The 14,374-nt window shown below is 62.5% G+C and carries 12 protein-coding genes; 6 read left to right on the forward strand and 6 right to left on the reverse strand.

All coding sequences use genetic code 11. The features are described 5' to 3' along the window. Positions 1 to 7: 7 nt before the first annotated feature. From LOL23_RS15835 to LOL23_RS15845, 3 genes are read left to right on the forward strand one after another with little or no spacing between them, the layout of a single operon-like run. Complete coding sequence (locus LOL23_RS15835) at positions 8 to 856, forward strand: ABC transporter permease (protein ID WP_439652102.1); 849 nt, start codon at positions 8 to 10, stop codon at positions 854 to 856. Positions 857 to 898: 42 nt separating this feature from the next. Beyond that, on the forward strand, positions 899 to 2,629 hold the full coding sequence (gene araD / locus LOL23_RS15840; RefSeq protein WP_160977397.1) for an L-arabinonate dehydratase: 1,731 nt from the start codon (positions 899 to 901) through the stop codon (positions 2,627 to 2,629). Between the two features lie 12 nt (positions 2,630 to 2,641). Further along, positions 2,642 to 3,364, forward strand: a complete 723-nt coding sequence (locus LOL23_RS15845) for a ribonuclease activity regulator RraA (RefSeq protein ID WP_160977399.1) — start codon at positions 2,642 to 2,644, stop codon at positions 3,362 to 3,364. A 27-nt stretch (positions 3,365 to 3,391) separates the two neighbouring features. Here the strand turns inward: LOL23_RS15845 and LOL23_RS15850 are convergent, their stop codons facing one another. After that, positions 3,392 to 4,876 carry a nucleobase:cation symporter-2 family protein gene (locus tag LOL23_RS15850; RefSeq protein WP_160977401.1) on the reverse strand — a complete coding sequence of 495 codons (1,485 nt, stop codon included), beginning with the start codon at positions 4,874 to 4,876 and terminating at the stop codon, positions 3,392 to 3,394. Positions 4,877 to 5,124: 248 nt separating this feature from the next. Here LOL23_RS15850 and LOL23_RS15855 point away from each other — a divergent pair, with 248 nt between their 5' ends. Further along, complete coding sequence (locus LOL23_RS15855; RefSeq protein WP_160977403.1) at positions 5,125 to 6,465, forward strand: MFS transporter; 1,341 nt, start codon at positions 5,125 to 5,127, stop codon at positions 6,463 to 6,465. Between the two features lie 224 nt (positions 6,466 to 6,689). On the opposite strand, the gene LOL23_RS15860 is transcribed toward LOL23_RS15855, so the two are convergent. Beyond that, positions 6,690 to 7,883, reverse strand: a complete 1,194-nt coding sequence (locus LOL23_RS15860; protein WP_237173868.1) for an acetylornithine transaminase — start codon at positions 7,881 to 7,883, stop codon at positions 6,690 to 6,692. 69 nt (positions 7,884 to 7,952) lie between these two features. After that, positions 7,953 to 8,849 (reverse strand): EamA family transporter, encoded by an 897-nt coding sequence (locus tag LOL23_RS15865; protein ID WP_160977407.1) that lies wholly within the window; start codon positions 8,847 to 8,849, stop codon positions 7,953 to 7,955. A 42-nt stretch (positions 8,850 to 8,891) separates the two neighbouring features. On the opposite strand from LOL23_RS15865, the gene LOL23_RS15870 reads away from it, so the two are divergent. Continuing rightward, positions 8,892 to 9,788 (forward strand): MOSC domain-containing protein, encoded by an 897-nt coding sequence (locus tag LOL23_RS15870; protein WP_160977409.1) that lies wholly within the window; start codon positions 8,892 to 8,894, stop codon positions 9,786 to 9,788. Positions 9,789 to 9,813: 25 nt separating this feature from the next. On the opposite strand, the gene LOL23_RS15875 is transcribed toward LOL23_RS15870, so the two are convergent. The 3 genes from LOL23_RS15875 to dinB all read right to left on the reverse strand — a co-directional run bounded on the left by LOL23_RS15875 (position 9,814) and on the right by dinB (position 12,741). Then, positions 9,814 to 10,476: an amino acid ABC transporter permease gene (locus tag LOL23_RS15875; protein WP_160977411.1), complete on the reverse strand. Its 663-nt coding sequence runs from the start codon at positions 10,474 to 10,476 to the stop codon at positions 9,814 to 9,816. Between the two features lie 3 nt (positions 10,477 to 10,479). Continuing rightward, positions 10,480 to 11,289 (reverse strand): transporter substrate-binding domain-containing protein, encoded by an 810-nt coding sequence (locus LOL23_RS15880; RefSeq protein WP_160977413.1) that lies wholly within the window; start codon positions 11,287 to 11,289, stop codon positions 10,480 to 10,482. Between the two features lie 288 nt (positions 11,290 to 11,577). Next, on the reverse strand, positions 11,578 to 12,741 hold the full coding sequence (gene dinB, locus LOL23_RS15885) for a DNA polymerase IV (protein ID WP_237173870.1): 1,164 nt from the start codon (positions 12,739 to 12,741) through the stop codon (positions 11,578 to 11,580). A 306-nt stretch (positions 12,742 to 13,047) separates the two neighbouring features. On the opposite strand from dinB, the gene LOL23_RS15890 reads away from it, so the two are divergent. Then, complete coding sequence (locus LOL23_RS15890) at positions 13,048 to 14,370, forward strand: CmpA/NrtA family ABC transporter substrate-binding protein (RefSeq protein ID WP_160977417.1); 1,323 nt, start codon at positions 13,048 to 13,050, stop codon at positions 14,368 to 14,370. Positions 14,371 to 14,374: the final 4 nt, after the last annotated feature.

Genomic DNA, 14,374 nt, shown 5'->3' on the forward strand with positions numbered 1-14,374 from the left:
CATCATCATGAAACAGCAGGGCGGCCCCGATGCCGGCACGGGCGAGCATGTTGTCGTCGCACGCACGCTGCCGCTCATCCAGCGCCTGTGGAGCGATGCCTTCGTGCGCAAATCCACCATCGTGCTGCTGCTGGCCATCGCCTGGGAAATCTACGGACGCGCGCTTGGCAACCCGCTGCTGTTTCCCACCCTGTCCGACACCGTGATGGCATTTATCGATCGCATCGGCGACGGCTCGCTCAGCGACCGGGCCTGGACATCGCTGCAAGTACTCACGATGGGTTATGCGCTGGGCATCGTGATCGCGGCGGCCATCACCATACTGGCCATCACCACGCAAATCGGCACCGACTTTCTAGAAGTGATGACGGCGATGTTCAACCCGCTGCCCGCCATCGCCTTGCTGCCGCTGGCACTGATCTGGTTCGGTCTGGGCACCACCAGCATCGTGTTCGTGCTGCTGCACTCGGTGGTATGGGTGGTAGCGCTGAACACGCAATCAGGTTTCATGGCAGTCTCGCAAACACTGCGCATGGTGGGCCGCAATTACGAGCTGCGCGGCCTCAGCTATGTCGCCCATATTCTGATCCCCGCCGCGTTTCCATCTATTCTCACAGGGCTGAAGATAGGCTGGGCCTTCGCATGGCGCACCCTGATCGCCGCAGAACTCGTATTTGGCGTCGCGTCCGGCCAGGGCGGGCTGGGCTGGTTCATCTTCGAAAACCGTAATCTGCTCGATATCCCTGCTGTGTTCGCCGGGCTGCTCACGGTCATTATCATCGGTCTGATCGTCGAGAACCTGGTGTTCCGCCTGATCGAGAAGAGAACCGTGCGCCGCTGGGGCATGCAAAGCTGACCCCACGCCACACCCATGCTTTGATTGCTAACAGGAAACAGAATGAACAAGAAGGTGGATTCACTGCGCAGCGCGCGCTGGTTCGAACCCGACGATCTGCGCGGTTTCGGCCATCGCTCACGCATGATGCAGATGGGCTATGGCCCCGACGACTGGGCCGGCAAGCCGGTGGTGGGCATCATCAACACCTGGTCCGATATCAACCCCTGCCACGCTCACTTCAAAGAGCGTGTGCACGACATCAAGCGCGGCATCTTGCAGGCGGGCGGCTTCCCCATCGAACTGCCCGCGCAGTCGCTGGCCGAGCAATACGTAAAGCCCTCCACCATGCTCTACCGCAACATGCTGGCCATGGAAACCGAAGAACTGATCCGCTGTCACCCCATCGACGGCGTAGTGCTGATGGGCGGCTGCGACAAGACCACGCCGGCGTTGCTGATGGGCGCCACCAGCGCCGGCGTGCCGGCCATTTATGTACCGGCCGGCCCCATGCTGCGCGGCAACTGGGAAGGCAAGACGCTGGGTTCAGGCTCGGATGCCTGGAAGTACTGGGACGAGCGGCGCGCGGGCAATATCACGCCTGTGCAATGGCTGGGCATTGAAGGCGGTATCGCACGCTCGCACGGCCACTGCATGACCATGGGCACGGCCAGCACCATGACCGCCATCGCCGAGGCGCTGGGCATGACACTGCCGGGCGCATCGTCTATCCCCGCGCCCGACGTGAACCACATCCGTATGTGCGCAGCGTCGGGCCGCCGCATCGTGGAGATGATTCTTGAAGACCTGACACCCGGCAAGATACAAACCCACGACGCTTTCCTGAACGCCATCAATGTCGCCATGGCCATGGGCTGTTCCACCAACGCCATCATCCATGTGATCGCCCAGGCGCGCCGCGCGGGCTGCGACATCAGCCTTGACGATTTCGATCGCGCCAGCCGCGTGGTACCGGTCATCGCCAACATCCGCCCCAGCGGTGAACGCTACCTGATGGAAGACTTCTACTACGCCGGCGGGCTGCCCGCCATGATGGCGCAGATGAAGCCGCATCTGAAGTTGGACGCCTTGACGGTGAACGGTCGCACGTTGGGAGAAAACCTTGAGGGCGCGCGAGTCTATAACGACGATGTGATCCGCAGCCTGGACCGGCCCATCTATGCCGAAGGTTCGCTGGCCGTGCTCCGCGGCAACCTTGCTCCCGACGGCTGTGTGATCAAGCCCGCCGCCGCCGAGCCGCGCCTGCGCCAGCACACCGGCCCCGCCCTGGTGTTCGACAGCTACCCAGACATGAAGGCGCGCATCAACCTGCCCGACCTGGACGTGACACCCGATCATGTACTGATTCTTCGCAACGTGGGCCCGCAGGGCGGCCCCGGCATGCCCGAATGGGGCATGATCCCCATCCCGCAGAAGCTGGTCGAGCAAGGCGTGCGCGACATGCTGCGCATCTCCGACGCGCGCATGAGCGGCACCAGCTATGGCGCCTGCATCCTGCATGTGGCGCCTGAGGCCTATATCGGCGGCCCGCTGGCCTTGGTGCGGACGGGCGACATGATCACCGTGGACGTGCCCAGCCGTACGATATCGATGGACGTGGCAGACGAGGAACTGGCGCGCCGCCGCGCCGCCCTCGTCCCGCCCACGCCTCGCTATGGGCGCGGCTATGGTTGGATGTTCTCACGCCATATTCAACAGGCCGACACCGGCTGCGATTTCGATTTTCTGCAAACCAGCTTTGGGCCCTCCGCCGGCGAACCCGACATCTTCTAGGAGAACTTCAGCATGCAGGCATTGACGCCCGAGATTCGGGCCAAGCTCGAACAGGTAAGCGTGGCAACCATCACCACCACACTGTACAAACGCGGTCTGCGCAACCAACTCATCCAACAGGTGTATCCGGTGGGTGCGCCCAAGAAAAAGCGCATGATCGGGCCGGCCTACACCATGCGCTACATCCCCGCACGCGAAGACCTGAACGAGTTATCCGTCTTCCGCGACCGCGCCCACCCGCAGCGCAAAGGCGTGGAAGAATGCCCGCCGGGTGCGGTGCTGGTCATGGATAGCCGGAAAGACGGCCGGGCGGCGTCCGCAGGCGGGATACTCGTCACGCGCCTGCAACAGCGCGGTGTGGCCGGTGTGGTGACAGATGGCGGCTTTCGCGACTCACCCGAAATCGGCGCGCTGGACATGCCCGCCTACCACAGTCATCCCTCGCCACCCACCAACCTGACGTGCCATCAAGCCATCGCGCTGAATGAGCCGATCGGCTGCGGCGACGCACCGGTTTTCCCGGGCGACATTATTTTCGGTGATGAGGAAGGGGTCGTTGTGATCCCCGCGCACCTGGTGGCCGAGGTCGCGCAGGAAGCCTTGGACATGACGGTGTTCGAAGATTTCGTGACGGAGAAGGTGCGCGAGGGGCGCTCGATTCTAGGCCTGTATCCGGCCACTGATCCGGCCACGCTGCCGGAGTTCGAAACATGGCGCAAGACGCGTGGCCGGTAGGCCCGCGCGCCTTGTGCCACGCTATGCTCAGTGCTCGACGTTGAGCGCGGCCTGCACAACTTGTTCACGATCGTGCCGAGCGCCATTGAAGAACAAGTTCAACACCACGGCGGACACAGACGTCAGCAGGATACCGGACTCGATCAGCGGGTGTATGGCATGCGGCATCCACTGGCGGAAGTGGGGCGCCACGAGGGGAATCATACCCAGGCCAATCGAAATCGCCACGATCATGGCATTGTGGCGATTGCTTTTGAAGTCTACACCCGCCAGGATGCGAATGCCGGTTGCCGTCACCATGCCGAACATCACGATGCCCGCACCGCCCAGCACGACGGTGGGCAACGACTCAACCAGCGCCGCCAGCTTGGGCAGCAGGCCAAAGATCACCAGAATAATACCGCCGGCCACACATACAAAACGGCTGCGCACGCCCGTCACCGCCACCAGCCCCACGTTCTGCGAGAAGCTGGAATACGGGAAGGTATTGAAAATACCGCCCAGCAAGGTACCCAGGCCATCTGTACGCAAGCCACGCGCCAGATCCTGCTCCGTTACCTTCTTGCCCGTCATGTCGCCCAACGCCAGGAACATGCCCGTAGACTCGATCATCACCACAATCATGACCAGCACCATGGTGGCGATCATCACCGGATCGAAGCGCGGCATACCAAAGTGAAACGGCAAGATCACATCGAACCAATTGGCGCGGGCCACTTTTTCAAAGGTCATCAGGCCCATGGACGACGCCACCACTGCACCGATCACAATGCCGAGCAGAACCGACACGTTGGCCGCAAAGCCCTTGCAGTATTTGGCGATCACCAGAATAGACACCAGCACCAGGGCCGCAATGCCCACGCCCGTCAGGTTGCCGTAGCGCGGATTGGGCATGGATGGCTGCAATTTAAGCCCTTGCGGCAGCGGCGGCAATGCCGAGCCGGGTGCGCCGGCCAACTGGGCGGCCTTTTCCAGCCATTGCGAATAGCTGGGATCAACGAGGTTGGGCGCGGTTGGCCCGACCGGGTTGCCGAAAATCCAGTTAACACCCACCCGCATCAAGGTGATGCCGATGATGGCAATGATGGTGCCTGTCACGACAGGCGGAAAAAATCGCAACATGCGGCTGACGGCAGGCGCAATGATGATGGAGATAATGCCGGCCGCAATGATTGTGCCGAACAGTAATTGCGCCCCCTCGTGCCCCGGATTACTGGTGGCGATGGACACCATGGGCCCTACAGCCGCGAAAGTCACCCCCATCATGACAGGCAGTTTGATACCAAACCACTGCGTCGCGCCGAGCGACTGAATGATCGTGACTAAGCCGCAGCAGAATAGATCCGCCGCGATCAGAAAGGCCACCTCATCCGACGATAAGTTCAGCGCCCGCCCCACGATCAGGGGTACGGCGACGGCGCCTGCGTACATTACCAGGACGTGCTGCAAGCCAAGCACGGCCAGCTTGCCGCTCGATATGCGCTCGTCGGCAAGCACCTGGGTCTTGCTCATGTTATGTCTCCTCCGCACGATGTGCCTTATTTCAGCGGCATGGTTGCCGCAAAATGCGGGAGCACATTGTCTGCCTCAATCCCCGCGCAAACAAATTTACTGGAGAAATTGTCCGGCTTCGCATACAAAACCCGATAGCGTTCTTTACGGATTCAATATAACTCCGTATAAACCCGAAGTTCGCACGGTCATGCGACAACACATGGCAGCGTCAGCCGACGCATGCCCAACTCGCCAGGAAACCGGCCATGTCCAGCAGTTCAACACCTCCCACTCCCCCCGCTTCCAACCGTGCGCGCAGTGCCGGCCCCGTCTACTTTGGCTGGTATATCGCTTTTGCCGGCACACTGCTCACCTTGCTCACGGTCGGGGCGCGGCTGAGCATCGGTCCGTTTTTTCTGCCCATGGCCCACGACATTGCGCTGTCGCGCAGTGAACTGTCAGGCGTCATCGCCGCCGGCATGCTGGCCTATGGGCTGGCCATGCCACTGGCCGGCTATCTGGTCGCCACCTACGGCACCCGCCGCGTGCTGCTGCTGGGCACACTGATCATGGCGCTCTCGATCGCCGGCACTGTCACTGCAACCTCAGGCACCGGCCTGCTGCTGTCTTTCGGCATTGGTCTTTCCGTCGGGCTGGCGTTCACCAGCCCCGTCGCGCTCACACGCGTGCTCAGCCTCTGGTTCGTGCGCCAGCGCGGCCTGGCCATGTTCGTCCTGTCGGCGGGCTCCATGGCCGGCATCGCCCTGCTTACGCCCGTCTTCAGCTGGGCCATCGAAATTGCGGGCTGGCGTGAAACCTTGATCGGCTTCGCAGTGATTTTTGCATTGGTGTGTGTACCGTCAGCGCTGTTCATCATCCACGAGAACGTGCCGCCCGGCGCCGATACACGGCCAGACACGCCACGCGCGGCCGCGTCGCGCGCACAGGGCCGGCAGGGTGGCTCGCACGATGCGGGCGTTGCAGCCACGCCCGCCATCAGCATGCGCGACGCGTTGCGCACCCGGCCGTTCTGGCTGCTCACGCTTGGCCTGTTCGCCTGCGGCTTCAGTATGAACTTGCTGGGCACTCATGCCGTGCCCATGTTGATGGACCACGGCTTCGGCCCGCAAACCAGCGCCTTTGGCATTTCGCTGATCGGCCTAGTGGCCATCTTCAGCTCAGTGGCGCTGGGCAAGCTGTCCGACCGCGTACCGCGCCGCAATGTCCTGGCACTCATCTATGCCGTTCGCGGCCTGGGCTTCCTGGGGCTGGTCGAAGCTGCCAGTTCGTGGCAGCTCTATACCGTCGCCATTATCGGCGGGGTCGTGTGGGCCGGCAGCGTCGCCATCTCGTCAGCACTCATGGCCGACATTTACGGCACACGCCTGGTGGGGATATTGTTCGGCTGGGCCTATGTGGGCCACCAGTTGGGCGGCACCCTGAGTGCCTGGATGGGCGGCTGGGCGTATGAAGCCTTCGGCACCCACCTGATTTCATTTGGTGCGGCGGGTGTGCTGCTGTTCTGCGCTGCCGCCATCGCGTTGCGTTTGCCCGACGTTGGCGCCCACCGCGCAAGCGGGTTGGCACTGGCACGAAAGCAGGGTTGAGAAGCGCCCGGCACAGCCGCTGGCGGCAGGCCGACGGCTCGCAACGCGTGTCGCCGGCACGATTACTGCCAGGCGTTAAAAAAGCGGGATGTGCGAAGCCGGAATGAACAGCGCGGGTCACGAGCCCGCAGACCTGCAAAGCCGGATATACAAACCTGGATATGCAAAACGGAAGAGGCGGGGCCATGAATGGCCCCGCCTCTTATCGCTGCCTGGCTTGCCGATCAGCGGCCGCGCACCTTGCCGATGATCTCATCCAGCATGGACAGCATCTGGTCGACTTCCTGCTCGGTGACGTTCAGGGATGGCATGAAGCGCAGCAACGAAGGCCGGGGTGCGTTCAGCAGCAGGCCTTCGGGGCCCATGTCGCGGGCGAATTCGACAATCGCGTTGCCTTCATCGCGCCCCAACATCAGGGCACGTAGCAGGCCTTCGCCGCGCTCGCCCTCCATGTCCCACTTGGCCGACAGGGCGAGCAAGCCTTTGGAAAGCTGTTTGGCGCGCGCCTGAACGGAATCCATGAAGCCGGGAGCCAGCAGCGTGTCGAACACCGCCACGCCGGCAGCCGTCATGAGCGGGTTGCCATTGTAGGTGCCGCCTTGGTCGCCATGCTTGAAGACACATACCGCCTCGCGCGCGCACAAGGCAGCCAGCGGCACGCCGCCGCCTATGCCCTTGCCCAGCGTCATGATGTCGGGTTCGACGCCCGAAAGCTGATAGGCGAACATTGTGCCGGTGCGGCCGCAGCCTGTCTGCACTTCGTCGACGATGAGCAGCAGGCCGTGCTCGTCGGCCAGCGCGCGCAGGCCCTGCATGAACTCTCGCGTGGCGGGGATAACGCCAGCCTCGCCCTGCACCGGCTCAAGCATGATCGCCACCGTCTGGTCGTCGATCAACGCACGCACCGAGTCGAGATCGTTGAGGTCTGCCTTGGGAAAGCCCTCGACCTGGGGCGCGAAAATGCGATCCCAGCCCGGCTTGCCCGATGCCGACATGGTGGCCAGGGTACGGCCATGAAAGCTGTGATCAAACGTGATGATTTTGTAGGCGCCATTGCGGTTGACCTGGCCCCATTTACGCGCCAGCTTGATGGCGCCCTCGTTGGCCTCGGCACCGCTGTTGGCAAAGAAGACGCGGTCGAAACAGGATGCACCCGTAATGCGCTTGGCCAGCTCCATGGAGGGCTGGTTGTAGAACGCGGGCGACGGGTTGATCAGCTGTGCGGCTTGGTGGTTCAGTGCCTTGACCACCGGCGCCGGGCAATGGCCCAGGCAATTTACGGCCCAGCCCTGTATGAAATCCAGGTATCGTTTGCCGTTGTGATCCTCAAGCCACGAGCCCTGCCCGCGGACGAAAACCAGCTCGGGACGCGATGTGATTTCCATGAGCGCGTCCACGCCCGACCGATCAAATTTCATGAGGAGATCCTGTAAAAAAAGAGGAAGAACGGCTGCCAGCCCGGAATAGCCTGTTGTGAGCCTCGAATTTTACCGCAGCGTGCCGCGCTGCACGGGCAGCACCGCCAGCAGCCGCGCACCGACCAGATTGATGGCCAACCCCAGCATCACAACCGCGCCGCCATACCATTGCACGGACGCAAGATGCTCGTCAAGCAACAGCGCCGACGATATCAGCCCAATCACCGGAATCAACAGGCTCAGCGGTGCGACCTTGCCGGCTGGATGGCGCGAGAGCAGCCGGCCCCAGAGCGAATAGCCAATTATCGTGGCGACGCCCGCGAGGTAAAAGACTGCCAGCACGCCCGCCCAGGTCACATGCGCCACACTGTTGAATATCAATGCCGGGCCCTCGTACAACAGCGACAGCGCCAGAAAGGGCAGGGGTGGGATCAATGCGCCCCATACCACCAACCCCAGCATATCGACCGTGCCGGCGCCCTTGACCACAATATTGCCTGTTGCCCACGACAGCGCGGCGGCCAGCGTAAGCATGAAGCCAATCAGTGTCATGCTGCCTGTCTCGGCGCCTGCCTGGACCATGGCCAGGCCGGCGGCCGCCACCGCCAGCCCCGCCAGATTATTCCAGCGCAGGCGCTCGCCCAGAAACAGCGCGGCGATGAGCACCGTGAACAAAGCCTGCGACTGCAGCACCAGCGACGCCAGCCCTGCTGGCATGCCCAGCGACATGGCCAGAAACAGGAACACGAACTGCCCCAGGCTGATGGTGAAGCCGTACAACACGATGGTGCGCCACGGGATGGCAGGCCGTCGCACGAAGAAAACAGCGGGAAACGCCACGAAGGCAAAGCGCAGTGCCCCCAACAGCAAGGGTGGGAGCTCGCTCAGGCCCACTTTGATGACGACGAAGTTCATGCCCCACGCAATGATGACGATGAGCGCGGACAACAGATCTTTGAGCGGCACGGCTGACCTTTTCTGCTTTTGGCGAAACCGGTATTATGCGCCATGACCCTCCGCATTCTCAGCCTGCACACCTACCCCGTAAAATCCTGTGCCGGCCTGCGCCACGATGAAATCCGCGCGGGCACGGGCGGCTTGTCCATGGACAGGCAATGGGTGTTGGTCGACCGCTACGGCATTTTCATGACGCAGCGCCAATACCCCCGCATGGCGCTGATCCACCCGGCGTTTCCCGAAGGCTTCGATGGCGCGCTCGCGCTGTCAGCGCCCGGCATGCCGGTGCTGGCCGTCCCGCCCGCGCAATTGCACGCCGCCCCGCAAAGCGCGGCACCGGCCAAAGTGCCGGTGCGTATCTGGGGGGCCGACACACTCGGCGCCGATGAAGGCGACGCACCCGCACAATGGCTGTCCCAATTTTTAGGCACACGCTGCCGCTTGCTGCGGGTACACCCCGACGCGCACCGCGTGGCCAGCCCGGGGCGCGTGCAGGCTTGGCGGGAACAATACGGCGATCGGGCGCCGGCGCTGGCGGATGAGCATGTGTTTGCCTTTGCCGACGGTTATCCTTATCTGGTCACCAACCAGGCCTCACTGGCCGAACTCAACCGCCGGCTGGCGGCCCAAGGTGCGCCCGTGGTCGACATGGCGCGCTTTCGGCCCAATATCGTGGTGGCTGGGCTGGCAGCCTACGAAGAAGACTATCTGTGCGGCATGCGCAGCGGGGCGCTGTCGCTGGCGATCGTCAAAGCCTGCGCTCGCTGCAGCATCCCCAATATCGATCCTGTCACCGCCATACCATCGCCTGAAACCGGGCTGGTGCTGGCGCAGCACCGCCAGTTTGCCGAGGGGGTGATGTTTGGGGTGAACGCGGTGGCGGCCTGCCCGGTGGGCGGCGCCGTGCTGCGCACGGGCGATGCACTAGAGCCTGAATACACGGTTTGACGGCGTGCGCCGCCAGCAGCCACACCTACACCCGGCGCACGCTGCGCCCAAAGTATCGCTCCAGCCGGCCCTGCACCTGCTCCAGCACCAGGCTCATCACCCAATAGATGCCGGCCGCGGCCATGTACAGCGGTAGCGGCTGAAAAGTAGTGGCGATCACATCCTTGGTCGCCAACAGCAGCTCCGTTACGGTAATAACGGACACCAGCGAGGTGTCCTTGATCAAGCTGATGAGCGAATTGCTCATCGCCGGCACCGCAAGCCTGAAGGCCTGCGGCAACACCACGTAGTGCAGGTTCTGCCAATAACTGAAGCCCAGGCTGTAGCCGGCATGCCACTGTCCGGTCGAAATACCCAGAATGGCGCCGCGCAGGCTCTCGGAGATATACGCGCCGGCGTTCAGGCTGAGTGCCAGAATGCCGGCCGTAAGCGGCGTGAACGAGATGCCGATGCTGGGCAGGCCGTAATACACAATGAAAACCTGCACCAGCAGCGGCGTGCCGCGCATCATGCTCACGTACACGCGCGCGGGGATTTGCGTCCATTTGCTGGGCACGATGCGGGCGACCGCCAGCAATATGCCCACCAGCAGGCCGCCCACCATAGCCGAAAATGCAAAGATCAATGTATAACCCGCCCCCTTGAGCAGCACAGGGGCGGCCAGCGTCAACAATTCTGACAGGTTCATTGATTATTCCGGCTTGCGTACTTTGCTGACGTCAATGCCGAACCATTTATTGGAGATCTTGGCGAATTCGCCATCGGCGAATGCATCTTCCAACGCTTTGTCGATGGCCTGTTTGAATGCCGGGTTCCCTTTGCGGAACGGGATGCCATTGAACTGCGGCTCGCCCACGACGGCGCCACCCTTGATGGGCACGTTTGAGGTCTTGACCAGATACGCCGTCATCAGCACATCATTGAGCGCGGCATCGACGCGCCCGTTAACCAGGTCGGACAGATACTCAGGTGCGCCGGGGTAGCTCTTTACCGTCACGCCTGGCTGCGACTTGGCCAAGGCCTCGTAGTTGCTGCCCTGCGAAACGCCGAGTGTCTTGCCCTTCAGGTCGGCAAAGCTTTTGTAGCCGCTGTCGTCCTTGGCGCGCAGAATCAGCTGCGGGCTGGACGCCACATAAGGGATGGAAAAATCAAAGGCGCGCTCCCGCTCGGGCGTTATGCCCACTTGGTTGACGATCACATCGAACTTGCCCGAACCCAGGCCGGCAAGGATAGCGCTCCATTCGGTCTTGACAAACTGGGCCTTCACACCCAAGCGGCGCGCAATCATGTCAGCCACGTCGATGTCGAAACCCTCGAGTTGACCGGTTTTGGCATTCACATAATTGAAGGGCGGGTACGTGCCCTCCACCCCCACAATCAAGCTGCCGCGCGATTTCACCGTATCGAGCAGGTCGGCGGCCTGCGCCACGCCACCCGCCAGCAACGAACCGGCCACCGCACCCGCCGCCAGCAGGCTGCGCACAAAGGTAGAAAATTTCATGAGATCTTCCAGTCTGGAAACAAGGAGCCGGGCAGACGCCCGGGCCTGGCAGCGTCACTGCACTCAGTGTGCATCGCGCGGCCGTTATATGGATGCTAGCAAGCAATTGATTTTTTTATAACTACAGGTTGATTAGTATCTTATGCCTGGCGCTTATTTGATCATGCGCCACACATTGAATCCCGCCCGCTGGCCGCCTGACAAGCAAGGATGCGGATTCGGCGGCCGTTGCGGCTGCAGCAATTGGCGGGCCTGGCGTTGGCAAACCCTTTCTTAATGCTGACCTTCCTAATACAGGCTGAGCTGGACGGGCGCCGGGTGGCCGGGATCATCCTGCGTCAGGCCGCTGGCACGCACACCGAACAACCGAATGCGGCGATCCAGTACCACGCGCTTGAGGCACTGGCCCGCGGCGCGATGGATGGCCTGGGCATCGCGCACGGGCACCGGCAGCGTGAGATCGCGGGTGACGGTGCGGAAATCGTCGAAGCGCAGCTTGATGCCCACCGTACAGGCCCCATAGCCTTTGCGCGCAAGGTCACCCTCCAGCTGTTCACACAGGCGCAGGAATATGGCTGACAACTCGGCCCTGTCATGGCGCACGTGCAGATCACGCTCGAACGTGGTTTCACGGCTGATGGACTTGGGCTCGGAATACGTGCGCACCGGGCGCTCATCAATGCCATGGGCAACGTCCACCAGCCAGCGTGCGTAGCTAAGGCCAAAGTGCTGTTGCAGCCAGTCGGGCTGCGCCTGCGCCAGGTCGGCAATCGTATGCACGCCCAAAGCCTTGAGCCGCGCGGTGGCCTTGGGGCCGATGCCATTCACCTTGCCCACGTCCAAAGGCCAGATCCGCCGCTCCAGATCACCCGGACCGATGATGGTGATGCCATCCGGCTTGTCCAGTTCGGACGCCAGCTTGGACAGCAGTTTATTGGGCGATATACCAATCGAACACGACAGGCCCGTGGCCTCGCGCACAGCATCCTTGAGGCGCTGCGCGAGCGGCAGCGAGGCCTCAGGGTGATCGGTCAGGTCTATATAGATTTCGTCGATGCCGCGATCCTCGATGGCGGGCGCTATGCCCGCTACCGCCGCCTTGAACAGGCGCGAATAGTGGCGATACGTAGTGAAGTCGGTCGGCAGCAGGACGGCCTGGGGCGCCAACTGGGCCGCCTTCATCATGCCCATGGCCGAGAACACACCAAGCGCGCGCGCCTCATAGGTTGAAGTGGTGACAACGCCTCGGCCCGTATAGTGCCGCAGCACCGAGAATTCGCGCGTGCCATCGGGCAATATGCGTGGCTGATGCCGCGCGCCGCCGCCGATCACCACCGGGATTCCGCGCAGCTCGGGGTAGCGCAGCAGTTCCACCGACGCATAGAACGCATCCATATCCAGGTGCGCAATGCGGCGCGCCTCGGGTGCTTGCGGTATGGCGTCCTCGTTCATGGGTTCATACGGCGGTGGTGCCAAGCCTGGCACACCGCATCGGCGTTGGGAATCCGGCTTGTGATTGGGGTTGCGGCACATGGCCGCAGGCAGGTGGCGGCCCGCCTGCGCAACTGCGCCTGTATACATGCACAGCATTATAAGTCGCCCCCATGTGCCACACCACGCTCCACAAATGGCACGACTTTGGCGCATGGATGGGTCGCACCTCTACTACGGCGCACCATTGCGGCGCCCGCAGGGGCCATCCAGGCGAAGCATAGTTGGCACAGCTTTTGCGTTATCCATCCTGGAAACTTAGCAAGGATGGACGAAATGAATCGCAAAGATACGCCAGACGCTTGCGCGGCACCCGCCATAACGGCGTCTCACACTGGCCACGGCCACAACGCCAGCCGTCGCAAGCTGCTGCGCGGTGCGGCGCAACTGGCTAGCGGCGCCGGGCTGATGTCATTGCTGGACCCTTGGACCCGTGCTGCCGTCTGGGCGGCGGGCAGCGACGCGCCTGAGCAGACCACGGTGAAGATCGGCTTCATCCCCCTTACCGACTGCGCATCAGTGGTAATGGCCTCACTCAAGGGCTTCGACAAGAAGCATGGGGTCACAATCGTGCCGTCCAAGGAAGCCTCCTGGGCCGCCGTGCGCGAGAAGCTGACCAACGGCGACCTGGATTTCTCTCATGCGCTGTACGGCATGATCTACGGCACGCACCTCGGTCTGGCGGGCACGCAAAAGGATATGGCGGTCTTGATGAGCCTGAATCAGAACGGGCAGGCCATTTCATTGTCCAATCGATTGCACGAGGCGGGCGTCACCGATGGCGCGACCCTGCGCAAGCGCATGACGGCGGCTCCGCGCGCCTACACCTTTGCGCATACCTTTCCCACCGGTACACACGCCATGTGGCTGTACTACTGGCTCGCTGCCCATGACATCGATCCGGCCACTACGCGCAACGTCACAATCCCGCCGCCGCAAATGGTTGCCAACATACGCATCGGCAACATGGATGGCTTCTGTGTAGGCGAGCCCTGGAATGCGCGCGCCATCCGCGACAAGCTCGGCTTCACCACCACTACCTCGCAGGACATCTGGGCGGATCACCCCGAGAAAGTGCTGGCCACACGCGCCGAGTTCGTCGACCACAACCCCAACACGGCCCGGGCCGTCACTGCGGCGATCCTGGAGGCCAGCCGCTGGATCGACAGCTCGCCAGGGAATGTGCGCGAAACCGCCCGTGCCATTGCCGCCAAGGCCTACGTGAATACCGATGCCAGCTTGATAGAAGGACGCATGCTGGGGGAATACGAGAATGGCCTGGGAAAGAAATGGAAAGACGCACATGCCATGCGTTTTTACGGCGAGGGCGCGGTCAACTTTCCGTATCTGAGCGACGGCATGTGGTTTCTCACGCAACACAAGCGCTGGGGCCTGCTCACGGCGCACCCTGATTATGCGGGTGTCGCCAGGCAGATCAACCGCCTCGATCTGTACCGAGACGCAGCCAATGCATCCGGCACTATGCTGCCGGCCGGCGAAATGCGGTCCAGCGTGCTGATGGATGGGTCGAGGTGGGATGGCAACGACCCGGTCGCTTATGCCGACCACTTCAAGATCAAGACACGTTGAGGAG

This window comes from Paracandidimonas lactea (assembly GCF_021653995.1).
Lineage (GTDB): Bacteria > Pseudomonadota > Gammaproteobacteria > Burkholderiales > Burkholderiaceae_B > Allopusillimonas > Allopusillimonas lactea.

Excerpts from the sequence above, each read along its gene's own strand:
- LOL23_RS15835 (WP_439652102.1), top strand. The coding sequence starts at position 8 with ATGAAACAGCAGGGCGGCCCCGATGCCGGCACGGGCGAGCATGTTGTC.
- araD (WP_160977397.1), top strand. The coding sequence starts at position 899 with ATGAACAAGAAGGTGGATTCACTGCGCAGCGCGCGCTGGTTCGAACCC.
- LOL23_RS15845 (WP_160977399.1), top strand. The coding sequence starts at position 2,642 with ATGCAGGCATTGACGCCCGAGATTCGGGCCAAGCTCGAACAGGTAAGC.
- LOL23_RS15850 (WP_160977401.1), bottom strand. The coding sequence starts at position 4,876 with ATGAGCAAGACCCAGGTGCTTGCCGACGAGCGCATATCGAGCGGCAAG.
- LOL23_RS15855 (WP_160977403.1), top strand. The coding sequence starts at position 5,125 with ATGTCCAGCAGTTCAACACCTCCCACTCCCCCCGCTTCCAACCGTGCG.
- LOL23_RS15860 (WP_237173868.1), bottom strand. The coding sequence starts at position 7,883 with ATGAAATTTGATCGGTCGGGCGTGGACGCGCTCATGGAAATCACATCG.
- LOL23_RS15870 (WP_160977409.1), top strand. The coding sequence starts at position 8,892 with ATGACCCTCCGCATTCTCAGCCTGCACACCTACCCCGTAAAATCCTGT.
- LOL23_RS15875 (WP_160977411.1), bottom strand. The coding sequence starts at position 10,476 with ATGAACCTGTCAGAATTGTTGACGCTGGCCGCCCCTGTGCTGCTCAAG.
- LOL23_RS15880 (WP_160977413.1), bottom strand. The coding sequence starts at position 11,289 with ATGAAATTTTCTACCTTTGTGCGCAGCCTGCTGGCGGCGGGTGCGGTG.
- dinB (WP_237173870.1), bottom strand. The coding sequence starts at position 12,741 with ATGAACGAGGACGCCATACCGCAAGCACCCGAGGCGCGCCGCATTGCG.
- LOL23_RS15890 (WP_160977417.1), top strand. The coding sequence starts at position 13,048 with ATGGACGAAATGAATCGCAAAGATACGCCAGACGCTTGCGCGGCACCC.